Below are 23,491 nucleotides of genomic sequence, written 5' to 3'. Positions count from 1 at the left end.
GCGGCCGGCGCGCCCGGTCGGCCCGCGCCTGGAGGTCCCCATGTCGAATGTCGGCGCCGGCGCGCCCTTCCGCCTCGTCACGATCCCCTTCAGCCACTACTGCGAGAAGGCGCGGTGGGCGCTCGACCGCGCCGGCGTCCCGTACCGCGAGGACGCCTACCTCCCGCTCGCCCACGCGCTCCCGGCGCTGCGCGCCGGCGGGCGCCGATCCGTGCCGGTGCTCGTCACGCGGGCCGGCGCGGTCTCCGACTCCACCGACATCCTGCGCTACGCCGACGCGTTCGTCCCGTCGGAGCACGCGCTCTTCTCCGGCGAGCCCGGCGCGCGCCGCGCCGACATCGAGGCGCTCGAGGAGCGCTTCGATCGCGAGCTCGGCCCCGCCGTGCGCCGCGTCGCGTACTTTCACGCCCTGCCCGACGAGGAGGCGATGTACTCCCTGATGAGCGGGGCGTTCCGCTCGATCGAGGGCGCCGGCGCCGCGCCGCCCTCGTGGCTCGGGCGCGGCGCATTCCGCGCCTACTTCCCGGTCGCGCGGGCGGTCATGAGGCGCTCGATGCGGATCGACGCCGCCGGCGCCGAGCGCTCGCGGGGCAAGATCCGCGCGGTCTTCGACGCGGTGAACGAGCGGCTGCGCGACGGGCGCCCGTTCCTCGCCGGCGATCGGTTCTCGGCCGCCGATCTCGCGTTCGCCGCGCTCGCCGCGCCGCTGATCGCGCCCGAGCACCACCCGGTGCCCTTCGCGCTCGGCGGGCTGCCGGCCGTCCTCCGCGAGCTCATCGAGGCGCTCCGCGCCGAGCCGGCCGGCGCCTTCGTCCAGCGCCTGTACCGCGAGCAGCGGCACCGGAAGGCCGGCCCCCCCGCCGGCGGATGACGCTCGGCGCGCGCCCACGGTCGCCGCGCGCTCAGCCGCGCGCCGGCACGCTCGCGAGCAGGTCCCGCACCGCCGGCCCTGCCTTCAGCGGCTCGCGGCGCGCGCCGAAGTGCCGCGCGTGATCCCGGATCACCCCGATCGCCGCGTCCGGGGCGAGGCCGTGCCGGGCGCGCAGCCACGCCGCCAGCACGACGGCCGCGCGGCCCGCGCCGGACGCGCAGTGCACAACGAGGGGCGCGCCGCCGGCCTCCGCGCGCCGCAGCGCGGCGAGCGCCTGCTCCAGGGCGTCGGGCGAGGGGATCGCCCCGCCCTCGAGCGGCACGTGCGTCACCCGGAGGAACTCGCGCTGGTAGCGGCCGAGGAGCGGGACTCGATGGAGCGCCAGCTCCCCCTCGTCGAGCAGGCAGAGCACCTCGCGCATGCCCTGCCGCGCCATGAAGCCGAGCCACGCCTCGACGGGGGCGTCGCTCGGATCGGGCTGCTGCGCGGCGTCCGGCGGCGCGACCACGGACGAGCGGATCCCGGAGGTCGACCAGAGCGCCATCCCGAAGCCGGGGCGCTCCGCGCCGTGCACGATCCGGTCGAGCGGCGACGCGGGCGCGAAGTTGAAGGGGGCCGACGTCGACTGCTCGCGCCCGCTCCGGTAGAAGAGCTCGAACTCCTCGACGGACGCCTCGAGCTCGGGGTCGTCGATCGAGCCGGGCCGCGCGCGCCGCACCTCGTGGATGGCCTCGGTCGGCGACCGGCCCAGCGACACGAGGCGGCAGGCGAGCACCACGCCGGTGCGCCCGATGCCGCCCTCGCCGTGCACGACGGCGGGCCGCGGCGCCCGTTCGAGGAACGCCACGGCGCGCAGGAGGTCGACGCCCGGGATGCGTGTGAAGTCCGCGAGCGGGCAGTGCAGGTGGACGAGCGAGCCGAGCGCGTGCGGCGAAGGCGCCCGCCGCGAGAGCGACACCATGCTGCGGAAGCCGAGCTCCACGAGCTCCTCGACCGCGCGCGGCGCGTGGGGGTACGCCATGCCGGCGAGCTCGCCGGGCAGGACGAACGAGAAATTCTCGAGCTCACTCATGGCCGCCGCCCGGTGCGCACACGGTCGTGACCTGCGCCGCGCGGTGGGGCATCCGTCCGCGCCGGCCCGGGAGGTCGCGGCGCCCCGCGCCCCTCGCCTCGTCGCGGATCGGCGCGGCGGGGCGCTGCGCCGGGCCGCCGCCCCTCGGTTCCGCGCTCGGCCCGCGGGCGGGCGGGGCGGCGGGGGCGGCGAGGCCGAGGATTGCCGGGAGCGGGGGCCTGGGCGCGAGAGCATTCCTCATGGTGGGTCCGCATTGTAACGGCACTTCACGGCCGCTTGGCAGCCGTCACGGCGAGCGCGGTTCGTCCTGGTCGCGGGGGCCGAGCCGCGGGGCCGAGCCGCGACGATCGCACGTCGCTCCTGGTTCCCTCGGCACGGTCCGGCGTGTATGAAGGGCGCGTGGTCCGCTACGCCCTTGCCCGGACGGCGATCCTGCGCCCCCTGATGCTCGTCGCGCTCGGGCTCGGGTCGGGGTGCAGCGGCGCCGCGTCGCCGGCGTCCGCGTCGGCGGCCCCCGGCGGGGAGGCGCCTCCGGCGGCGCCCGAGGCCCCCCGGCCCCAGGCCGCCCTCCCGCAGGAGGCGCCGCCCAGCGTGGCCGAGGCGCAGGCCTTCCTGGCCGGGGTCGACCGGGACCTGCGCCGGCTGCGGCTCCAGGCAGCGCGCGCGGGGTGGATCAACCAGACCTTCATCACGGACGACACCGACGCGCTCGCCGCCTCCGCCGAGGAGGCGAGCATGGAGTACCTCAACCGGACGATGAAGGCGGCGAGGCGCTTCGACGGCCTCGCGCTGCCCGCGGATCTCGCCCGGCAGCTGACGCTCCTCAAGATCTCGACCGCCCTGCCGGCGCCGAGCGACCCTGCCGAGCGCGCGGAGCTGGCCGCGCTCTCGGTCGAGATGACGAGCCTTTACGGCAAGGGCAAGTACTGCCCGAAGGGCAAGCCGGGGCGCGCCGCGGCTGCGGGGGCCGCGCCGGCGGGGGCTGCGGCTGCGGGGGCCGCGGCGGCGGGGGCCGCGCCGGCGGGCGCGCCGGCGCCGAAATGCCTCGCCCTCGACGAGCTCTCGAACATCCTGAAGACGAGCCGCAAATGGGACGAGCTGCTCGACGCGTGGGCGGGCTGGCACGCGATCGCCCCGCCGCTCCGGCCGATGTTCGAGCGCTACGTCGCCCTCGGCAACAAGGGGGCCGCCGAGATCGGCTTCCCGGACGTCGGCGCGCTCTGGCGGGCCGGGTACGACATGCCCCCCGAGGCGTTCGAGGCCGACACCGAGCGGCTCTGGGGCAAGCTGAAGCCGCTCTACGACGAGCTGCACTGCTACGTGCGCGCGAGGCTGCGCGCGATCCACGGCAAGGACAGGATCGGCGACAAGGCCCCGATCCCGGCGCACCTGCTCGGCAACATGTGGGCGCAGGAGTGGTCGAACGTCTACGCGCTCATGGAGCCGTACAAGGGCCAGCCGTCGCTCGACGTGACGCGCAAGATCAAGGCGAAGAAGCTCGACGAGAAGCAGATGGTCTCGCTCGGCGAGCGGTTCTTCACCTCGCTCGGGCTCGACCCGCTGCCGGCGACGTTCTGGGAGCGATCGCTCCTCAAGAAGCCCGTCGATCACGAGGTCGTCTGCCACGCGAGCGCGTGGGACGTGGGCGACCGGGACGATCTCCGCATCAAGATGTGCGTCGAGCCGACCGAGGAGGATCTCATCACGATCCACCACGAGCTCGGGCACGTCTATTACTTCCACCAGTATTACAAGCTCCCGATCCTGTTCCAGTCGGGCGCCAACGAGGGCTTCCACGAGGGGATCGGGGATACGATCGCGCTCTCCGTGACGCCGAGCTACCTGAAGACGCTGGGGCTCATCGACCGGGTGCCCGAGGACGACAAGGGCCTCATCAATTTCCTCTTCAAGAAGGCGCTCGACAAGATCGCGTTCCTGCCGTTCGGCAAGCTCATCGACCAGTGGCGGTGGGACGTCTTTTCGGGCAGGACGAAGCCGGCCGACTACAACAAGGCGTGGTGGGCGCTCCGGCTCAAGTACCAGGGCGTCGCGCCGCCCGTGCCGCGCAGCGAGGCCGACTTCGACCCGGGGGCGAAGTACCACGTGCCGGCGAACGTCCCGTACACGCGGTATTTCCTCGCGCACATCTACCAGTTCCAGTTCCACCGCGCGCTCTGCAAGGCGGCCGGGCACACGGGGCCGCTCCATACGTGCTCGATCCACGGCAGCGCGGCCGCGGGCGAGAAGCTGCGCGCCATGCTGTCGCTCGGCGCGAGCCGGCCGTGGCAGGAGGCGATGAGGGCGATGACGGGGGAGACCGAGGCCGATCCGAGCGCGATGCTGGAGTACTTCGAGCCGCTCCGGAGGTGGCTCAAGGAGCAGAACAAGGGTGAAGTCTGTGGGTGGTAATCGAGCGTAGGTGAGCTGTGCGCGTCTTCGTCGCCGTTGATCCGGGAGCCGAGCTCCTCGCCAAGGTCGGAGAGCTCCTCAGGGAGATCTCGCCCCGGGCTCCGTCCGCCAAGTGGGTGGAGCCTGCCGGGCTGCATATCACGCTCGCCTTCATGGGCGAGATCGGAGAGGAGCGCCTGCCGCTCGTCATCGCGGCGGCCGGGAGCGTGGCCGCCTTCCACAGGCCGCTCACGCTGCGCATCGAGAAGGGCGGCGCGTTCGGCACGCGGCGCCGCCCGCGCGTGCTCTGGCTCGGCGTGGGCGGCGCGGTCGGCGCCCTCACCGCGATCCACCGCGATCTCGAGCAGACGCTCTCGCTCTCGACGGGCTACGTGCCGGAGGACCGGCCGTTCGAGCCGCACCTCACCCTCGCCCGCTCGCGCGATCCGCGCGGCGATCCGGCGCTCGACGCGTGCGCTCAGGCCGTCGGCAACGTCGACTTCGGCGAGACGCGCGTCGAGGAGATCATCGTCTACCAGAGCGAGATGACCCCGAAGGGCGCGCGCTACACCGCGCTCGCGCGGGTGCCGCTGGAGGGGATCGGGGCCGCCGATCCGAGGCGGTAGCTCCGCGCGCCGCGTCGCCCACGCTGGGCGGGCCCCAGGTGACCAGGCCGGGGAATCCGTCGATGGGCGCCCGGCGCGCCCGCTCGGCGTGGCCGGCGACGACAGCCGCGCGTCGTCGCCCGGCGGATCGACCGAGCCATCGGCTCGCCCCCTCAGCGCCGCCGCGGCGGCGCGGGCCCGGGGAGGAGCCCGAGCCGCACCGCTTCCTTGTAGGCGAACGAGCGGCTCAGCCCGAGCAGCCGGCCGGCCACCGCGGCGTTGCCGCTGGCTGCCTGGAACGCGCGCGCGAACGCCTCGCGGCGCGCCCGCTCCAGCGTCTCGGCCAGCGTCTCCACGCGCCGCGGCGGCGACGGATCCGGGAGCGGCTGCGGCGGTCCAGGAGCCTCCGCCTGGGGCGCAGAGGAGCGCGCGTCCGCCCCGGGATCGAGGTCCTCGGGCCGGAGGACGAGCGACCTGCCGGCCGCGCCTCCGCCCGCGACCATCCGGCGCAGCACCGCGCGCTCGACCGCGTGCTTCAGCTCGCGGACGTTCCCCGGCCAGGCGCGCTGCGCGAGCGCGTGCAGCGCCGCGTCGGTGAAGTCGACCCTCCTCGCGCCGAGCTCGGCCGCGAGCCCCGCGGCGAAGCGCTCGCAGAGCGCCGGGATATCCTCGCGGCGCTCGCGCAGGGGGGGCACGCAGATGGGGTAGACCCAGAGCCGGTGGAACAGGTCGGCGCGGAAGCGCCCCTCCTCGACCTCCCGCCGGAGATCGCGGTTCGTCGCCGCCACGACCCGCGCCTCGACGCGGTGCGCCCGGTCGTCGCCGACCGGCTGGATCTCCCCCTCCTGCAGCACGCGGAGCAGCTGCGCCTGCGCCGCCAGCGGGAGCTCGCCGACCTCGTCGAGGAAGACCGTCCCGCCGCGCGCCGCCTCGAACCGGCCGGCGCGCGCCGCCGTCGCGCCGGTGAAGGCGCCCTTCTTGTGGCCGAAGAGCTCCGACTCGACGAGCTGCGCCGGGATGGCGGCGCAGTTGACGACCACGAGCGGCCGGCTCGCCCGCGGCGATCGCTCGTGCAGCGCGCGGGCGACGAGCTCCTTCCCCACGCCCGTCTCGCCCGTGACGAGCACCGGCACCGAGAGCGGGGCGAGCACCGCGATCTCGCGCTCGATCCGCTGCATCCCGGCCGAGCGGCCGGGCACCGCCGGGGCGCCGGGGGCGGGGGCGAGCAGGCGGCGCGTCTCCGGGGCAGGCGAAGGTCCGGCGTCGAGCCGCAGCGCCGCGGCGCAGAGCCCGGCGAACACCCGCGCGTCCTCGTCGCGCAGGTCGCGGAGGCCGTGGGGGTCGCAGGCGTCGAGCGTGAGCAGCCCGGCGAGCCGGTCCTGCACGCGGAGCGGCACGGCCATGCAGGCGTGGATCGGGTGGATCGCCCCGGCGTTGCCGAGCAGCCAGCCGCTGTACGGGTCGGGCTCGCTCGGATCGAGGAACCGGATCGGCCCCGCCGCGAGCGTCGCCCTGCGGAGCCGCGGGTGCTCCGCCGGCCGGAAGCAGAGCCCCCGGGCCGCCGGCGAGAGCCCGATCTGCGCGGCCACGGTGACGGCGCCGTCGTCCGCGGCCGTGAGCACCGAGAGCGCGTCCGCCGCCGTCACGCGCGCGAGCTCGCGCAGGATCCGCTGCAGCGCCTCGTCGCGGGCGGGCGCTTCGGACAGGCTGAGCACGGCGTCGAGCAGGGGCACGCGGGTTCCTCGGGGAGACGGGGGCCTGTGGCGGTTTCCTGCCGGAAACCACCGCAGGAGACAGCGTAACCATCGCAGGAAACACCGCGGGGTCGGCCGGGGCAAGCGCGCAGGCGGGGCGGCGCGCGATCGGGGCGGGCGAGCGACGACCGCGCGGCCGCGCGCGGCCGCGGACCGGGTTTCCCAGAGGAGACCGCCGCAGGCCGCCCGGCGCGTCGATCTCGCGGGAATCCGGCGGGATCGACGCGACTGGCCGGCGAGGCGCCTCTGGCACGGCCCGTGCGAGGACTGCGAGCCGACGGGCGATCAGGCGGTGAATCCCGTGAGCTTCACGTGAGCTGACGCGGTGAAGCGGGCTGACGCGAGCTCACGCGAGCTGATCGCGGCGTGATGATCGAAGACGGCGCGCGCGCGGCGCAGCGCCCGGCTGGGAGGAATGTCATGGGACTGAACGTTGGCTTGCTGCGGGAGAGCTTCGAGCTCGTGCTCCAGAGGGAGCCCAACCTCACGCACCGTTTCTACGGGATCCTGTTCTCGCGCTACCCGCAGGTGCGGCCGCTCTTCGGGCGCAACAGCCGGGAGCACCAGGAGACGATGCTCGCGGAGGCGCTCGTCGCGGTCATGGACCGGCTGGAGGACGCGTCCTGGCTCGAGGAGAAGCTCATGGCGATGGGGGCCAAGCACGTCGACTACGGCGTCACGGACGAGATGTACCCCTGGGTCGCCGACGCGCTGATCACCGCCATGTCCGAGGTCGCAGGCACGGATTGGACCCCGGCGCACAAGCAGTCGTGGTCTGACGCGCTCGGCGCGATCGCCTCGCTCATGCAGCGCGGGGCGAGGGAGTACGGCGCCGGCCGGCCCGACGCAGCGCGCGCCGGGGGCCAGGCCGAAGGCGGCGTCACTCCCCCATCGCCTTGACGACGACGCGCTTGCGCCGCTTGCCGTCGAACTCCGCGTAGAAGATCTGCTGCCACGGCCCGAGATCGAGCTTGCCCGCGGTGATCGGCACGATCACCTGGTGGTGCACGAGGATCGATTTGAGGTGGGCGTCGCCGTTGTCCTCGCCGGTCCTGTGGTGTTTGTAGTCGGGCCCCTCGGGCGCGAGCTGCTGGAGCCAGGTCCAGATGTCCTCCCAGAGGCCGGGCTCGTGGTCGTTCACGAACACGCCGGCGGTGATGTGCATGGCGCTCACGAGGACCATGCCCTCCCGGATGCCGCTCGCGGCGACGACGGCCGCGACGCGGTCGGTGACGTTGATGAGCTCGCGCTTGGCCTTCGTCTCGAAGTAGAAATATTCGGTCTTCGACTTCATGGCTCCTCCCGCGCGCGCGTCACCGGGCGTGACGGAGCGCGCCATCAACGATCGCGCGGCCACGCGGCCACACGGCCGCGCCGCCCGCCCTCGCGGGCGCGCGCCGGCTCCGCGGCTCCATAGCCCACCTGCCGACCCGGCGCGAACCGCGTGCGGGCCCCGCGCCGCGGGGCTACGCTCGAGCGCCGTGAAGGCCGCGCGGCGACGGTTGATCCTCGACATCGTGGCGACCGACGCCACCTTCGAGCGCACGGAGATCCGCGGCCAGGCGGCGTGGGTGGGCAAGTGCATCCATTGCCTGTCGCACGTCGTCGTCGGCCTCGACGGCGAGCCGATCCAGCGCGCGACGATCGAGCACATCGTCCCGCGCACGCACGGCGGGACGGACGCGCTCGACAACCTGGCGCTCGCGTGCGGCCGGTGCAATGCGCTGAAGGGGATGCGGCTCGACGTGCGGCGCCGCGACGACCCGAAGCTCGTCGCGATCATCGAGCGGCTCCGGGAGCGCAAGGCGAGCCGCCTCCGCGGCGCCGGGACGTAGAGCGACGCCGCGGCGCCGGGGGCGGGGCGCTCGGCGCGCTGCGCTCAGGGGTAGAGGCGCTCGACGCGCCAGCCGTCGCCGTCGCGGAGGTAGAGCACGCGGTCGTGCAGGCGGCTCTCCTGGCCGCGCCAGAACTCGATCCGCTCCGGCACCAGGCGGTAGCCGCCCCAGAACGGCGGCCGGGGCACCGGCCCTCCCTCGAAGCGGGCCTCGATCTCGCGCACCCGATCGATGAGCGCGTCGCGCGAGGGCAGCGGCGCGCTCTGCCGAGACGCCCAGGCGCCGATCTGGCTGCCCCGCGGGCGGGTCTCGAAGTAGGCGTCCGACTCCGCGTCGCTGATCCGCTCGATGCGGCCCTCGACGCGGATCTGCTCGGCCGCCTTGGCCCAGTGGATGCACAGCGCGGCGAACGGGTTCGCCGTGATCTCCATCGACTTGCGGCTCTCGTAGTTGGTGAAGAACACGAACCCGCGATCGTCGATGCCCTTCAGCAGCACCATCCGCGCCGACGGGCGCCCGGACGCGTCCGCCGTGGCCAGCGTCATGGCCGTCGCGTCGGTCGGTTCGGTGGTTTGCCGCTGCTCGAGGAGCTCGCGCGCGAGGACGAAGGGATCGGTCGGCTCGTTCGTCATGGCGAAACTGCGGCATGCATATACAGGCAGCGAGCGCGCGTGGCGAACCCGAACGGCCGGTTCCGCCGCGCGGACGCGCCGTCTCGAGCGCGGGCGCCGCGCGCGGGGGCGAGCCGCTGCCGGCGCGGCGACGAGGGCGCGGCGGCTTCGCTTTCCAGGAAGGCCCGCGTTGTCGCGCACTCGGCGTTTTGATACTAGCGAAGAGCCAGAGCGAGGGCGTGCATGGTCGCACCGGTCAATGTGGGGGACGTCCTCGCGGACAAATACGAGGTCGAGCGCGTCCTCGGCGAGGGCGGGATGGGCGTGGTGGTCGCCGCCCGCCATCGCCTGCTCGGCGAGCGGGTGGCCATCAAGTTCCTGCTGCCCCAGGCCCGCGAGCGCGCCGATCTCGTGGCCCGCTTCCTGCGCGAGGGGCAGGCCGCGGCGCGCATCCGGAGCGAGCACGTGACGCGCGTGTTCGACGTCGGCACGCTCGCGCGGGGCGAGCCCTACCTCGTGATGGAGTACCTCGAGGGGACCGACCTCAAGGCCCTCCTGCGCGATCGCGGCCCGCTCTCGGTCGAGCTCGCGTGCGACTACCTGCTGCAGGCGTGCGAGGCGCTCGCGGAGGCGCACGCGCTCGGCATCATCCATCGGGACCTGAAGCCGGGCAACCTGTTCCTCAGCCGGCGGGCCGACGGCAGCCCGCTCATCAAGGTCATCGACTTCGGCATCTCCAAGATGGCGCTCGCCGCGGAGCCCGCCGCGCCCAAGGCGCACGACATGACCGAGAGCTCGGCGATGCTGGGCTCGCCGCTCTACATGGCGCCCGAGCAGATGGTCTCCTCGAAGAGCGTCGACGCGCGCGCCGACGTCTGGTCGATGGGCGCGATCCTCTACCAGCTGCTCACGGGCGCCATGCCCTTCGGGGGCGACTCCGTGATGCAGATCTACGACCGCATCCTGGAGGGGCCGCCGCGGCTCCACGGGCAGCGCGCCGACGTGCCCGAGCGCCTCGAGCGCGCGGTGCAGCGCTGCCTCCAGCGGAACCCCGCCGATCGGTTCGGCAACATCGCCGAGCTCGCCGCCGAGCTGGCCCCGTTCGCGCCGCCGCACGCGCAGCACCTCGCCGAGCGCGCCGCGCGCGTGCTGCGGGTCCGCCTCGACGCGATCGGGGAGGGGGGCGCCGCGGGGGTCCGCGAGCTCGGGCGGCGCCCGCTCTCCACGGCGCCCGGGCCCGCCAGCGCGCCGCCGCAGCCCGGCGGCAGCTCCGGCGGCCGGGGCGTGCCGGCCGGCTCGGCGTGGGGCGCGCCCACGGCGCTCCTGACGGACGGCGCGGCCACGGATCGCTCCTGGGGGGGTACGCGCGCCTCGCCGGGCGGCGGCCGCGCCGGGGCGCGCACCCTCGGGATCGCGGCGGCCATCGCCGCGGCGCTCCTGGGCGGCGCGGGGCTCGCATGGTTGTTCGCGCTCCGCTCGCCCGCGCCGGACGCCGCGCCGACGTCCTCGTCGGCGCCGGAGGCATCGTCGCCGCGCGACACGGCGGAGCCCGCGGCCGGCAGGCTCGTCGAGCTCCCCGACGGTGGCGCCGCGCTGCAGCCGGGGGCGAGCGCGACCGTGACCGTCAGCGCCATCGGGACGGCGCGGCCGGCGGCGAGCGGGTCCGCTGCGCCGAAGCCGAGCGCATCGGCGAAGGCGGCGCGGCCGCCCGGGCGGCCTTCGCCGCCGCCTCGGCCCACGCCGTCCCGGCCGGACGATCTGTTTTCCGATCCGCGATGACATCGCGTGCGCCCAGGAGAGGTCCCGTCTTGCTCTGCCATCGTCGTCCCCCGAGCACCTGTCCCGAGGCCGGCTGCGGTGCGGCGGCCTCCAGCGCGCCGCGGACCGGGGGCGCGCGCCTCCGAGCGCTCGCGCTCCTGTCGGCGTTCTCTGCGCTCACGGCGCTCGCGCCGGCCGCGCGCGCCGCGGAGCCCACCCGGGAGGAGCGCGCCGCCGCGGTCGCGCTGTTCGATGAGGGGCGCGCGCTGATGGCGGCGGGCAAGCACGCCGAGGCCTGCCCGAAATTCGCCGACAGCCACCAGATCGACCCGGGCATCGGCACTCTGTTCAACCTCTCCGATTGCTACGAGCGCATCGGCCGGATCGCGACGGCGTGGATCGGCTTCCGCGACGTCGCGGCCGCGGCGCTGTCGGCCGGGCAGACGGAGCGCGAGCGGGTGGCGCGGGGCCGGGCCGCCGCGCTCGAGCCGCGCCTCTCGCGCCTGCAGATCGTGGTGCCGAAGGAGGCGGCGATCTCCGGGCTCTCGCTCACGCGGGACGGCGTCGCCGTGGGGCAGGCGCTCTGGGGGACGGCGGTGCCGCTCGACCCTGGCGAGCATCGGGTCGCGGCCGTGGCGCCCGGGCGCACGCCGTGGGAGACGAAGATCGTGATCGACAAACCGGGCGTGGTGAGCGTCACCGTGCCCGCGCTCGAGCGCGCGCCGGAGCCGGAGCCCGCCGCGCGCTCGAGCGCCGCGCCGGGCGCGACCGCCGCGCCGCTGCCGGCCCGTCCGCCGGCGGACACGCCGCCTCCGCCGCAGGGCGGGAGCATCCGCAAGCCGATCGGCATGGTGGGGGTCGGGCTCGGCGTGGTCGGGCTCGGCGTCGGCACGGCGCTCGGCTTCGTGGCCAAGTCGACCTTCGACGAGTCCATCGAGGGCGGCCACTGCGACGAGGAGGGCCGCTGCATCGATCGGACGGGGCTCGATCTCCGCGACGATGCGGTCAGGATGGGCAACATCGGGACGGTGGTGTTCATCGCGGGGGCGGTGCTCGCGGCCGGCGGGGCGGTCCTCTGGATCTCCGCGCCCTCTGCGCCCGACGCCGCGACGGCGTCCGGGGGCGGGCGCGGGCGCACGGGCGGCGCTCCCGTTCGCGCGCGCGTCGGCCTGGGCCCTGGCAGCGCGTGGATCTCGGGATCGTTCTGAGCGGCGCGCGGCACGAGCAAAGGTGGCAGATTCGTAATTGTCTGTCTCCATGCCGAGCTCCGACGACGGAGAGCCGTAGTGGCCCACGACGGCCGGTGAGCCCGGGCGGCGGCCCTCGCCGGCGGGATCCGTGCATGCGGTGATCAGACGGGCGGTGGGCGGGAATATAGCTCTGGTTTCGACCAGAAACGGATTCACGCGTACCGCTCTGCTTCAAATGTCTGCCTTGGAGAGATGGCTATCGCGCCGCCGGAGTGCCGCGGCCTGCCAGGCGAGTTCCGCCTGAACGGCGGATTGACTCCATGTGCGGCGCCCTGTCGTTCGATACCGATCGATCGGTACGACCCTCCGTCTCTTCATCCCGGCGGCGACCCGCCGAGCGGGCTTATCGGCGGTCTCCGGTCCTGCGGGCGATGACCGCTGGGACTACAGGCCACGCACTTCAGGCCACGCTCTTTCGCCCGGGCAGTAGATCATGAGTGCGCCACGGCGCCCCTCATGTAGAATGCGCCCCATGAAAAAACAGCGTACGACCTTGGCTTTATGGATGGCTTTGACGCTGGGTGGCAGCGCGTGTCTCGCGCTGGGCACCGGCGCATGCAGCGATGACGGGGAGACGGGCTCCAGCGGCGCGACCTCCGGCCCGGGGGGGAGCCAGGGCTCCACCGGGACGACGGGAACAGGGGCTGGGAGCGGGACGGGGGCCGGAACGGCGACGGGGACGTCGAGCGGCTCCGGTGGCGCCGGAGGCGGCACATCGGCGAGCGGGGCCACCACCACGGGAACGGGCGGCTCGGGCGGCGACGAGCCGCCGACGTGCGACGCCAGCGCGGCTCCCGATGTCGGGAAGCTGGCGCTCGCTCCCGTCGTCACCGGCGTGGACAAGCTGACGTATGCCGCGCAGCCGAAGGGCTCGAACGACTGGTATCTCGTGCAGCAGACCGGTCAGATCCGCGTGTTCTCGGGCGGGGCGCTGCGCCCGGGGGTCTTCCTCGACGTGAGCAGCGAGATCCGGCTCCAGAGCGGTTCCTTCGACGACGAGCGCGGGCTCATCAGCATCGCGTTCCCGCCCGACTACGCGACGAGCGGCAAATTCTACATCATGATGACGCCGACCACGGGCACGAACATGAACCGCGATACGGTGCTCGAGTTCAAGCGCTCCGCCGGCGATCCTTACGTGGCCGATCCGACGCCCACGAAGACGATCCTGCGGCTCGACAGCTCGCAGGTGAACCACAACGGCGGCCATGTCGTGTTCGGGCCTGACGGCATGCTCTACGTCGGCACGGGCGACGGAGGCGGGTCCTGCAACAACGACAAGCAGGGGGCACCGCAGGATCCGAGCTCGCTGTTCGGCAAGATCCTGCGCCTCGACCCGAACGCTCCCGAGCCGTACGCCGCGGCCGGCAATCCCTTCCCGGGCGACGGCGCGCGGACCTGGCATTATGGCCTGCGCAATCCGTATCGCTTCGGCTTCGATCGCGCGACGGGCGACCTCTTCATCGGCGACGTCGGCCAGGATTCGTACGAGGAGGTCGACTACGTCCCCGCGGGCGTGTCGGGGCTGAACTTCGGCTGGGCGAAGTTCGAGGGCGACCACGAGGATACCTGCCGCGGGCGCACCCTGCGCGAGGGCTCGACGCACACGCGGCCCATCGTCGACATGGACCGGAGGGCGAGCGCGACGGGGCCGTTCCGCGATTACAAGTCGGTCATCGGCGGCTTCGTGTACCGGGGCACCGGTGTGCCTCAGCTCAAGGGCGTGTACCTGTTCGGCGACTACACCGGAGGGCGCATGGGCGCGCTCGTCCAGTGCGGGGACAAGACGTCGCCCCTCACGCTCATCCTCAAGAACCCCGATCCGAACACGCCCAACGCTCCGGCGTTCACGCGTCAGGGCGGGCTGCCGACCTTCGAGGGGCTCACCGCGATCGTCGAGGACAACGCCGGCGAGCTCTATTTCGTGGCGAACCGCAACAGCCTGGTGAAGATCGTCCCCGGGACGTGAGCGAGCCGGATCACGGCGCGGGCGCCGGATGACCGGCGCCTCGCGCCGTGCCCTGCCTCCAGCGCGCGCGCGTCTCCCGGCGCGCGCCCATGCGCGCCCGCTGCGCCACCCTCACGGCAATCCGCCATCGCCGCAGCGCCCGTCTTGTCGCGTCCGCTCGCTGCCGGCGGAGCGCCCCCTACCGAGCGCCCACCGGATGTGCTTCGCTTGCGCCGCTCATTCAGGAGGCTCCCCATGAAGAATGTCTTGACCGTGCTTGTGGCGCTCGGCGCCGTGTGTCTCGTCGGCTGCGAGGACAAGCCCCAGCAGGCGACGCCCGAACCGCCGAAGGGCGCGACCACGACCGAAGCGGCGAACCCCGCGCCCAAGGCGGCCGAGCCCGCGAAGGCGGCGCCGGTCGAGAGCGCCAAGCCGGCGAGCACCGGCGGCTGGTGATCCGCGCGGGGGCTCGGCCCGCTGCCCCGTGGCGCCGACCCATGGCCGCGCGCCCCCTCGCGCTCGCGCTCTCGCTCGGCCTCGCCGCCGCGGCCTGCGACGGCCGCCCCGCGCCGCCGGCCCCCGGCGGCGGCGCCGATCCGCTCGAGCCGCTGCGGCGCTTCGAGGCGGCCCGCCGCGCCGCGACCGACTTCTCCCGCCTGCCCAGCTCCGACCGGCTGCTCGGGCCCGATCCGATCGCGCTCCGCCCCGTGGATCCGCTGGGCCGCCCCGCGGCGCCGGGCGCGCCCGCGCTGCTCTCGCCGCTCCGCGGCCGCGACGCGCTCGTCCTGCTCGACGCGTCGCTGCGCGAGCTCTCCCGCGCCCCCGCGCCGGCCTCGCCGACGGGGGTCGCGGTCATGCCCTCCGGCGAGGTCTTCGCGAGCGGCGAGGCGTCGCCCGCGCTCTTCCGCTACGTCGTGCGCGGCGCCTCGCTCGAGCCCGCGGGGCGCATCGAGCTCGCGGGCCTCCACGGCGTCCGCGACGTCGCCGCCGGCCCCGAGGGGGTCCTCTACGCGCTCGACGAGCGCGCCGGCGCGCTCCTCACGCTGCGCCCCGGCCCTCTCCGCGCGGACGGGCGCATCGAGGTCGAGCGCTGGGACGAGCCGATCGGCGCCGGCCCGTTCCGCATCGTCCGGCTCGCGCGCCACCTCGTCGTCGACTGCCTCCTCGACCACACGCTCGTCGTGCTCCCGGTCGGCGCGGACGGCCGCCCGCTCCCCGGCGGCGCGGCGCGCATCCGTCACGACGGCCCCATCTGGAGCTTCGACGCGCTCGAGACGGACGACGCCGGAGGCGGGCTCCTGCTCGCCGCAGGCGGGGTCGAGGATCGCCCGCTCGACCGGACCGGCGGCTCGTTCGGCTACATCGACTCGTTCGTCTTCCTCTACCGCGTCGCCACCGGCGCCCGGCCCGAGGCGGCGCTGCTCTCGGCCGTGAACGTCTCGGAGCACGGCGTCCTCACCCCGAAGGCGATCGCGCTCTCGGCGCTCCCGTCCGGCGTGCGCGTGGTCGCGACCGGCTACGGCGGCGACCGCCGGGCCGAGCTCGTCTTCCGCGCCACGGACGCCGGCCTCTCGGCCGCGCCGGAGGTCTCCACGCGCCCGATCGCCCCCGGCGTCGTCGCGATGGCCGCGCTCGGCGGCGGCGCCTTCGCCTACGCGAACCCCCTGCTCGACGCGTGGCTGCTCGACGCGGGCGGCGAGGGCGCCGCGGTCGCGAAGCGGCCGGTCCAGGACGGCGGCGAGGACGCCCGCGCCGAGGAGCTCCGCCTCGGGGAGGCGCTCTTCTTCACGTCGCTGATGGCGCCGTGGAACAGGGCCGACGGCCCGCTCAGCCGGTTCACCTGCGAGACGTGCCACTTCGAGGGCTACGTCGACGGCCGCACGCACCACACGGGCCGCGGCGACGTGCGCGCCACGACAAAGCCGCTGCTCGGCCTGTTCAACAACCGCCCCCACTTCTCCCGGGCCCTCGATCCGGATCTCACCACGATGGCGGACAACGAGTTCCGCGTCGCCGGCGCGCTGAGCGGCCACGACCCGTGGTTCTCCCTCTCCGCCGCCGACGCCCCGTGGCTCGCCGAGCTCGGGCTGGCCGACGCCGCGCGCGCCGGGCTGCCCCCCGAGGCGCTCCGCCGCGCGCTCATGAGCTTCCTCATGGCGTTCTCGCACCGCGCGAACCCCGCGGCCCTCGGCCGATCGAGCTTCACCCCGCTCGAGCGCGACGGCGCCCGGGTGTTCCGGGACCGCTGCGCGCGCTGCCACGCGCCCGTGCTCCGCAGCGACGATCCCGGCTCCGCGGTGCCGTTCGAGCGCTGGGAGGAGCTCGTGCTCGCGCCCGAGGGGGCGATCGTGTGGGGCCGCGCCGGGTACGAGAAGACCGGCGTCGTGCCGTATGTGCACGAGGACGGCGCGCGGGTGCCGTCGCTGCGGCGGCTCTACAAGAAGCGGCCGTACTTCACGAACGGCTCCGCGAAGAGCCTGCGGCAGGTGCTCGAGCGGGCGCGCTTCCACGACGGGGGCGGCCGCGCCGACGCGCCGGTCGGCGCCGCAGCCGCCGCGGCGCCGGGCGCCTTCTTCCACGACGGCGCCCCCGCGGGCGAGGGCCTCACCGCGCTGGACCCCGGGGCGATCGAGGCGCTGCTCGCCTTCCTCGATCTGCTCTGATCGCGGCGCGCTGCCCTGACCGCGCCGCAGCGCGTCTGTCCGCCTTTTTCTCGGCCGGTCGAGCCCCGGGCCCGCCCGCGCGGATCCCGCAGCATCGCCGCGCGATCCGCGGTAAATAGGCGAGATGCGACTTCACCCCACGTTCCCCCGCCCGTCGGCGGCGGCCATCGACAAGGCGCGCCGGCTCCTCGAGCGCGCGCTCGGCCCTTCCAAGGTCATCACGTCGGCCGAGGGGTGCGCCGCCTACGCGGGGGACGAGTCGGATCAGCCGCCGGTGAGCCCGGACGCGGTCGTGCTCGCCTCCTCGCCGGCCGACATCGAGAAGGCGGTGCGGGCGGCGAGCGAGGCCGAGGTGCCGGTCGTGCCGCGCGCCGCCGGCAGCGGCAAGTCGGGCGGCGCGGTGCCCGTGGCGGGCGGCATCGTCATCGCCACGATCGGCATGAGCTCCATCAAGGAGATCAGCCGCGAGGAGCAGGTCGCGGTCGTCGAGCCGGGCGTCATCCTCGCCGACCTGCACGCGGCCGTGGAGGCCGAGGGGCTCTTCTACCCGCCCGATCCGAACTCGCTCAAGATGTGCGCGCTCGGCGGCAACATCGCCGAGAACGCCGGCGGCCCGCGCGCCTTCAAGTACGGCGTCACGCGCGAGTACGTGCTCGGGCTCGAGGCGATCCTCGTCGACGGCACGCGCCTCCGCACCGGCCGGCGCACGGTGAAGGGCGTGACGGGCTACGACGTCACCGCGCTGCTCGTCGGCAGCGAGGGCACGCTGGCGATCACGACGGAGGCGACGCTCCGGCTCATCGCGAAGCCACCGTCGGTCATGACGCTGCTCTGCCTGTTCCCGGACGTGCGCGCGAGCGGGCGCGCCGTGAGCGCCCTCGTCGCCGCCGGCGTCGTGCCGCGCTGCCTCGAGCTGCTCGACCGCCCGACGCTCGACGCGGTCCGGGCGCGCGGCGTCGGGGTCGACGAGCGCGCGGGCGCGATGCTGATCATCGAGGTCGACGGCGAGCCCGCGGACTGCGAGGTCCAGACCGAGCGGGTGGGGCAGGTCTGCATGGACGCCGGGGCGCTCGACGTGCTCGTCGCGCAGGACAAGGCGCAGCGCGACCGGCTCTGGGAGGCGCGCCGCCAGCTCTCGCCCACGACGCGCGCCATGGCGCGCCACAAGATCTCGGAGGACGTCGTGGTCCCGCGCGACAAGATCCCGGCGCTGCTCGACGAGGTCGCGGAGATCTCGGCGGCGACCGGTGTCCGCATGCTGACGTACGGCCACGCCGGCGACGGCAACCTCCACGTCAACCTGCTCTGGAACGATCCGGAGCTCGTCCCCCAGGTCGAGACGGCGCTGTCGCGCCTGTTCCGCGCGGTGATCGGCATGCGCGGCACGCTGAGCGGCGAGCACGGCATCGGGACGTCGAAGGCCGAGTTCCTCGCGCTCGAGCAGTCGCCGGAGCTCATCGCCATCGAGCGCAGGATCAAGGCGGTGTTCGACCCGAAGGGCCTGCTCAACCCGCACAAGATCTTCCCGCGGCGCGCGCTCACCGCCGCCGAGCGGGGCGAGCGCGACGGCGGGGCCGAGCGCGCGCCGGGCTTCCCGACCCGCGTCGCGGCGCCGTCGCACGGGGCGTGCTGAGCCGATGCGGGTCCTCGGCATCGATCCCGGGTCGCGCCACCTCGGCTGGGGCCTGCTCGTCCGGCACGGCACGCGCGTCGAGCACGTCGCGCACGGCGTCATCGACATCGACACGAGCGGGACGTTCGCCGGTCGGCTGGTGGAGATCGACGACGAGCTCGGGAAGGTGATCGCCTCGCACGCGCCCGACGCGGCGGCGGTGGAGAGCCTGTTCTTCGCGAAGGACGCGCAGAGCGCGGCGAAGCTCGGCCACGCGCGCGGCGTCGTGCTGCTCCGGCTGGCGCGCGCCGGCGTGCCGATCTCGGAGTACCCGCCGGCGCTGGTGAAGCGGACCATCGTCGGCCGCGGCGCGGCCGAGAAGGCGCAGGTGGCGCAGGTGATGACCGCGGTCCTGCGGCTCGCCGCGCCCCCGCGGCCGGACGCGGCCGACGCGCTGGCGATCGCGATGACCCACCTCAGCGCCGCGGGCTTCGCGGCCGCGCTGGCGGCGTCCGGCGCGCCCGCCCCGTCCCGGGCCCGGCCGCGGCGGGCGCGGCTCGGTTGAGCGCTGCCCGGCCGCGCGCGGCGGCTGGGCTCGACGCGGCCCCGCCGGGCGCGACCCGGGCGGTCCGGGCGCGCACACCGTGTGCTATGGAGCCTGCATCGGACGCGCCCGCGCCGCGTCCAAAGTGGAAAGTTGCGGCGCGCCCCGGCTTCGGCGAGGGCGGCGGTCGCCGGGGGGACCGGCGGTGATCACCGGTGCCCCTGTCTCACGAAGCGCGGAGGCGACACGCCTCTGGACATCAAAGGAGATCGGGAAGGATGACGCGAACCTCACTTTACCGCCTGGCCGCCGCGTGCCTCATCGGGCTGGCGGCGCCCGTCACGGTCGTGCTCGCGACCGCCGGCGAGTCTCAGGCCGCGGGCCCCACCGCCGAAGAGCTCGGCAGGCGCGTCCAGCAGTTCTACGACTCCACCAAGACCTTCAAGGCGAGCTTCACGCAGACCTACACGATCAAGGTCCAGGACGTGAAGAAGGTCTCCACCGGCAAGGTGACCTTCGAGAAGCCCGGCAAGATGAGCTGGATCTACGACGCGCCGAACGGCAACCGCGTCGTCTCCGACGGCGAGACGATCAAGGTCTACGAGAAGGACAACGAGCAGATGTTCGAGACGCCGGTGAAGGGCTCCCAGTACCCGGCGGCGCTCGCGTTCCTGATGGGCAAGGGCCAGCTCACCAAGGATTTCTCGCTCCGCCTGCTCGACCCGGCGCAGATGAAGTTCGAGGGCGGCTATGTCCTCGAGGGGACGCCGAAGGAGGCGACCCCGGCCTATCAGAAGATGCTCCTCTACGTGGACGGGCAGACCAACCAGGTGCGCCGTGTGCTGATCCTCGACGCGCAGGGCAACCGGAACCGGTTCGACTTCGCGTCGCCGGTCGTCAACCAGCCTGTCGCCAAGAACGAGTTCAATTTCACGCCCCCTCCCGGCACGCGCATCGTCCGCCCCTGACGCCATCCTGGCGCGCGGCGGCCGCCGCCGCGTCACCTCCGTCGACAGCTCGAGGAAGCGGAGCGTCACGGCGCCCGCGCTGCTCGCCGAGCGCGCCGCGCCGGACGCCGCAGGGAGGTATGCCCGGCGCGTCCCGGCGTGGTAGAAATATCGTGTGATGCTTCGATCCGGCGGGTGTGAACGACAGCTCCGAGACTGCCGTTGCCCGCCGCGGATCGTCGCCGCTTCTGGCGGCTCCATGCGTGCGGTGGGGGTCCGTCTCGGCTGAGCGGTCACCCGCTGTCACGAGGATTTCGCGAGAGCGCTCGAGCCATGGACAACGCCCACGGACACCGTCCCGATTTCCGCGGCCTGCCGCAGCAACCCCGGCCGGCGGAGCGCCCGAACGAGCACGCCCAGCCCAGCGGCGGGCAGGTTCGCCCGGGGTATCCGGCGCAGGGCGCGGGGCAGCACTCCCCGGGGCAGCCGCCGCACTGGCCGCAGGGGCACGGGTCGGCGCCGCAGGGGCATGGGCAGGCGCCGCAGGGGCATGGGCAAGCGCCGCAGGGCTACGGCCAGGCGCCGCAGGGCTACGGGCAAACGCCGCAGGGCTACGGTCAGGCGCCGCAGGGCTACGGTCAGGCGCCGCAGGGCTACGGTCAGGCGCCGCAGGGCTACGGTCAGGCGCCGCAGGGCTACTGGCCCCCGGCCCGTGCGCCGATGCCAGCGCACGGCCCTGGTCCGCAGCACGGCGTCCCCTCGCCGCACGGCCTCGCGCACCCTGCGCCCGCGCATCCCCACGCTGGCTACCCTGCGGTCATGCGGGCGGCGCGAAGGCCCGACCCGGACCGGCGGCGGCGCATCGCCGGGCTGTGGCTGTGGGCCAACGGCATCATCGCGGGCGCGGTCCTCAACGTGATCTTCACGCTCTTCGGCGTGATCGAGTCCGGGGGGAGCATGCTCGGCGCCATGGTCGTCGGAGCGCTCTTCGCGTTCCCGCCGCTCGTCCTCTACCTCTTCGTCCCGATGGTCATCGATCGGTACGATCCGGAGCCGTGGTGGTGCTTGCTGATGGCGTTCCTGTGGGGCGCGCTCGCGGCGACCGGCTTCTCGATCCTGATCAACACCGGCGTCCACGTCGGCGTCTCCAGCAGCTTCGGCGAGCCGATGGGCGAGCTCGTCAGCGCGTCGGTCAGCGCCCCGTTCGCGGAGGAGCTCTTCAAGGGGCTCGGCGTGTTCGGCTTCTTCTACTTCTTGCGCCGCGAGTTCGACGGCATCGTCGACGGCATCATCTACGCCACGTTCTGCGCGCTCGGCTTCGCCGCGGTGGAGAACGTGCTGTACTACGCGCGCGCCTCGATGCAGGGCAGCGACGTGCTCGCCGGCACCTTCGTCCTGCGCGGCGTGTTCACGCCCTGGCTCCACCCGCTGTTCACGTCGATGACCGGGATCGGCTTCGGCCTCGCCCGGGAGTCGTCGAAGACCTGGGTGCGCGTCGCGGCCCCGATCGGCGGCTACCTGCTCGGCGTCGCGCTGCACGCGGTGTGGAACTTCCTCCCGACCGCGCTGGGTCGCGCGATGGGGGATCTCTTCATGCCGTGGCTGCTGCTCTGGCTGTGCTTCGTCGCGTCGTTCTTCGGGATCATCGTGGCGCTCGTCATCCGCAAGGGCTGGGTGATCCGGGATCACCTGCGCGACGAGGTCGCGCTCGGCATGCTCACCCAGGACGAGCTCGAGCTCGTCTGCTCTCCGATCGGGCGGCTCCGGTGCACCCTCGGCTGGCGCGGGGCCACCGGGCGGAGCTTCATCCGCGCCGGCGCGCGGCTCGCGCTCAGCAAGTGGCACACGGCGCGCGCGCTGGAGGGCCGCAACCGGACGCTCAGCGCCGACTTCATCGGCCCGCTCCGGCTCGAGATCGCCCAGCTCCGGCAAGAGCTCCTCGCTCGAGCTCCGCGTTAGAGAGCGGCGGCTTGCGGTCAGCTCTGGGGGCCGTTCGGCTCGTCGGCTGCGCTCGGAAGCGCGGTGGCCTGGGCGGCTCGGTCCTCGCGGCGCTGCACGGGCTTCGCGGGGATGCCGACGACCGTCGTGTTCGGCGCGACGTCGTGCACGACCACGGCGTTGGCGCCGATCCGGGCGCCGTCGCCCACCGTGACGCCGCCGACGATCTTCGCCCCGGCGCCGATGAAGAGATCGCTCCCGAGCACCGGCGTCTGCCGCCGATCGGCGCCGATCGTCACCTGGTGCTCGATGAGCACGTTCGAGCCGCCGCGGACGTTGCCGTTGATGACGACGCCGTTCGAGTGGATCAGCACGAACCCCGGACCGAAGTCCGCGCCGCGCCCGATGACACAGCCACCGGCGAGGTTGGTCGCCTTGTTCAACAGCATCTCGACCACGGGCATCCGGTGCGCCCGCGCGGCCTGCGTGCACCGGTAGAGGACCATCGCCGCCGTGCCGTCCGTCGCCAGCGTCTTCAGGAGCGTCGGCCATGGATCGCCGCCGTAGCACCATGTCGCCTTCTTGCGCACGTCGGCAGCGATGAGTCGCAAAGTCCGCAGCATCCCCGCGAGACTAGCGCATCTCGCCCCGCCGGTGCGACCTTTCGCCGCGCGTCCGCGTAGCCGCGCGCCCACGTAGCCGCGCGCATCGCCGCTCGCCCCTTCACGACGAACCGCGGCGCATTCTCTCCGGAGAAAGAGGCGCACCGCGCTGTTGCCATCCGGTCATCTGCCCGTCACATCGCTCGGGTACACGCGCTCTTCAGCATGGCGCGGATTTTGGTCATCGAGGACGAGCCGGCGCTCCAGAAGGTGCTCGATTACAACCTCAGGCAAGCCGGGCATGAGGTGCTCCTCTCGGGACAGGGCGGTGAGGGGGTCCGGCTGGCCATGGACCAGCGGCCGGATCTCGTCTTGCTCGATCTCATGTTGCCCGACATCTCGGGCACCGAGGTGTGCCGCGCTCTCCAGCAGAGCGAGGGCACCCAGCAGATCCCCGTGATGATCGTCTCGGCGCGCGGGGACGAGGTCGACCGCATCGTCGGCTTCGAGCTCGGCGCCGTCGATTACGTCGTCAAGCCGTTCAGCGTGCGAGAGCTCATGCTGCGCGTGCAGGCCGTGCTCCGCCGCGCGAAGTCCTCCGGGGACGGGGAGCGGAGCATCGAGTTCGGGTGCCTCCGGATCGACGAGGGCGCTCATCGCGTGTGGGTCGATCGCGAGGAGGTCGAGCTGACGCTCCTCGAGTTCAAGCTCCTCGTCGCGCTGTACGAGGCGCGCGAGCGCGTGCAGACGCGCACCGCGCTGCTCGACGGCGTCTGGGGCATCGACGTGAGCATCACGACGAGGACCGTGGACACCCACGTCAAGCGGCTGCGCGACAAGCTGCGCCGCGCCGGCGATTACATCCAGACCGTCCGCGGCATCGGCTATCGATTCGCTTCCTCGCCCGACGTGCCCGAGAGCCGCAGCGCCTGATCGCGATATCGGGAAATACCCGGCAATCGTTGCCACCACGTCATTCTGGCGTAACGAAAAGTGCCTACCGTGTGCGTGTTGGTTCACAGCGTGGACCAACCCATTGAAGCCGGTTGCGCTTGCCTGAGCTCAGGTGGAGCTCTGGCTTTTTCACCAGCTG

The 23,491-nt window shown here is 73.8% G+C and carries 20 protein-coding genes; 15 read left to right on the top strand and 5 right to left on the bottom strand.

The genetic code is table 11. From position 1 onward, the window contains the following. Positions 1-40: 40 nt before the first annotated feature. Positions 41-871, top strand: a complete 831-nt coding sequence (locus tag WMF20_RS30165; protein ID WP_437605342.1) for a glutathione S-transferase family protein — start codon at positions 41-43, stop codon at positions 869-871. A 31-nt stretch (positions 872-902) separates the two neighbouring features. Here WMF20_RS30165 and WMF20_RS30160 read toward each other — a convergent pair whose 3' ends face one another. Further along, entirely contained in the window at positions 903-1,943 is a 1,041-nt protein-coding gene (locus WMF20_RS30160) for a phosphatase domain-containing protein (protein WP_437605341.1), read from the bottom strand. Positions 1,944-2,387: 444 nt separating this feature from the next. Between WMF20_RS30160 and WMF20_RS30155 the strand changes: the two genes are divergently transcribed. Beyond that, positions 2,388-4,352, top strand: a complete 1,965-nt coding sequence (locus WMF20_RS30155; protein ID WP_437617186.1) for a M2 family metallopeptidase — start codon at positions 2,388-2,390, stop codon at positions 4,350-4,352. A 17-nt stretch (positions 4,353-4,369) separates the two neighbouring features. Continuing rightward, positions 4,370-4,957, top strand: coding sequence for an RNA 2',3'-cyclic phosphodiesterase (gene thpR / locus WMF20_RS30150; RefSeq protein ID WP_129577666.1), 588 nt, complete (start codon positions 4,370-4,372; stop codon positions 4,955-4,957). Between the two features lie 152 nt (positions 4,958-5,109). Here thpR and norR read toward each other — a convergent pair whose 3' ends face one another. Continuing rightward, entirely contained in the window at positions 5,110-6,669 is a 1,560-nt protein-coding gene (gene norR / locus WMF20_RS30145) for a nitric oxide reductase transcriptional regulator NorR (RefSeq protein ID WP_437605340.1), read from the bottom strand. A 441-nt stretch (positions 6,670-7,110) separates the two neighbouring features. Here norR and WMF20_RS30140 point away from each other — a divergent pair, with 441 nt between their 5' ends. Further along, positions 7,111-7,590, top strand: coding sequence for a globin domain-containing protein (locus tag WMF20_RS30140; RefSeq protein WP_437605339.1), 480 nt, complete (start codon positions 7,111-7,113; stop codon positions 7,588-7,590). Here WMF20_RS30140 and WMF20_RS30135 read toward each other — a convergent pair. Further along, complete coding sequence (locus WMF20_RS30135) at positions 7,571-7,984, bottom strand: secondary thiamine-phosphate synthase enzyme YjbQ (protein ID WP_437605338.1); 414 nt, start codon at positions 7,982-7,984, stop codon at positions 7,571-7,573. The two genes, WMF20_RS30140 and WMF20_RS30135, sit on opposite strands and share 20 nt — an antisense overlap. A gap of 187 nt (positions 7,985-8,171) precedes the next feature. Between WMF20_RS30135 and WMF20_RS30130 the strand changes: the two genes are divergently transcribed. Next, entirely contained in the window at positions 8,172-8,525 is a 354-nt protein-coding gene (locus tag WMF20_RS30130) for an HNH endonuclease (protein ID WP_129577663.1), read from the top strand. A 44-nt stretch (positions 8,526-8,569) separates the two neighbouring features. Here WMF20_RS30130 and pdxH read toward each other — a convergent pair whose 3' ends face one another. After that, complete coding sequence (pdxH, locus tag WMF20_RS30125) at positions 8,570-9,157, bottom strand: pyridoxamine 5'-phosphate oxidase (protein WP_437605337.1); 588 nt, start codon at positions 9,155-9,157, stop codon at positions 8,570-8,572. Positions 9,158-9,379: 222 nt separating this feature from the next. On the opposite strand from pdxH, the gene WMF20_RS30120 reads away from it, so the two are divergent. The 9 genes from WMF20_RS30120 to WMF20_RS30080 all read left to right on the top strand — a co-directional run bounded on the left by WMF20_RS30120 (position 9,380) and on the right by WMF20_RS30080 (position 21,817). Continuing rightward, entirely contained in the window at positions 9,380-10,915 is a 1,536-nt protein-coding gene (locus WMF20_RS30120; protein ID WP_437605336.1) for a serine/threonine-protein kinase, read from the top strand. 29 nt (positions 10,916-10,944) lie between these two features. Continuing rightward, complete coding sequence (locus WMF20_RS30115; RefSeq protein WP_437605335.1) at positions 10,945-12,102, top strand: hypothetical protein; 1,158 nt, start codon at positions 10,945-10,947, stop codon at positions 12,100-12,102. A 547-nt stretch (positions 12,103-12,649) separates the two neighbouring features. After that, positions 12,650-14,113 (top strand): PQQ-dependent sugar dehydrogenase, encoded by a 1,464-nt coding sequence (locus WMF20_RS30110; protein WP_437605334.1) that lies wholly within the window; start codon positions 12,650-12,652, stop codon positions 14,111-14,113. 234 nt (positions 14,114-14,347) lie between these two features. Continuing rightward, positions 14,348-14,548, top strand: coding sequence for a hypothetical protein (locus WMF20_RS30105; protein WP_437605333.1), 201 nt, complete (start codon positions 14,348-14,350; stop codon positions 14,546-14,548). Between the two features lie 41 nt (positions 14,549-14,589). Beyond that, positions 14,590-16,755, top strand: a complete 2,166-nt coding sequence (locus WMF20_RS30100) for a hypothetical protein (protein WP_437605332.1) — start codon at positions 14,590-14,592, stop codon at positions 16,753-16,755. 124 nt (positions 16,756-16,879) lie between these two features. Next, positions 16,880-18,388, top strand: a complete 1,509-nt coding sequence (locus tag WMF20_RS30095; RefSeq protein ID WP_437605331.1) for an FAD-binding oxidoreductase — start codon at positions 16,880-16,882, stop codon at positions 18,386-18,388. Positions 18,389-18,392: 4 nt separating this feature from the next. Further along, positions 18,393-18,932 carry a crossover junction endodeoxyribonuclease RuvC gene (gene ruvC, locus WMF20_RS30090; protein WP_129577656.1) on the top strand — a complete coding sequence of 180 codons (540 nt, stop codon included), beginning with the start codon at positions 18,393-18,395 and terminating at the stop codon, positions 18,930-18,932. 257 nt (positions 18,933-19,189) lie between these two features. Continuing rightward, the gene (locus WMF20_RS30085) at positions 19,190-19,879 is read left to right on the top strand and encodes a LolA family protein (protein ID WP_129577655.1); all 690 of its coding nucleotides are present in this window, start codon (positions 19,190-19,192) and stop codon (positions 19,877-19,879) included. A 312-nt stretch (positions 19,880-20,191) separates the two neighbouring features. Then, the gene (locus tag WMF20_RS30080) at positions 20,192-21,817 is read left to right on the top strand and encodes a PrsW family glutamic-type intramembrane protease (RefSeq protein ID WP_437605330.1); all 1,626 of its coding nucleotides are present in this window, start codon (positions 20,192-20,194) and stop codon (positions 21,815-21,817) included. Between the two features lie 17 nt (positions 21,818-21,834). Here WMF20_RS30080 and WMF20_RS30075 read toward each other — a convergent pair whose 3' ends face one another. After that, complete coding sequence (locus tag WMF20_RS30075; protein ID WP_437605329.1) at positions 21,835-22,407, bottom strand: serine O-acetyltransferase; 573 nt, start codon at positions 22,405-22,407, stop codon at positions 21,835-21,837. 216 nt (positions 22,408-22,623) lie between these two features. Between WMF20_RS30075 and WMF20_RS30070 the strand changes: the two genes are divergently transcribed. After that, positions 22,624-23,331, top strand: coding sequence for a response regulator (locus WMF20_RS30070; RefSeq protein ID WP_437605328.1), 708 nt, complete (start codon positions 22,624-22,626; stop codon positions 23,329-23,331). Positions 23,332-23,491: the final 160 nt, after the last annotated feature.

This window comes from Sorangium sp. So ce834 (genome assembly GCF_051521425.1).
Taxonomy (GTDB): domain Bacteria; phylum Myxococcota_A; class Polyangia; order Polyangiales; family Polyangiaceae; genus Sorangium; species Sorangium cellulosum_D.
The sequence above is the reverse complement of the archived record's forward strand: the minus strand, read 5'-3'. Positions and strand labels throughout refer to the sequence as shown.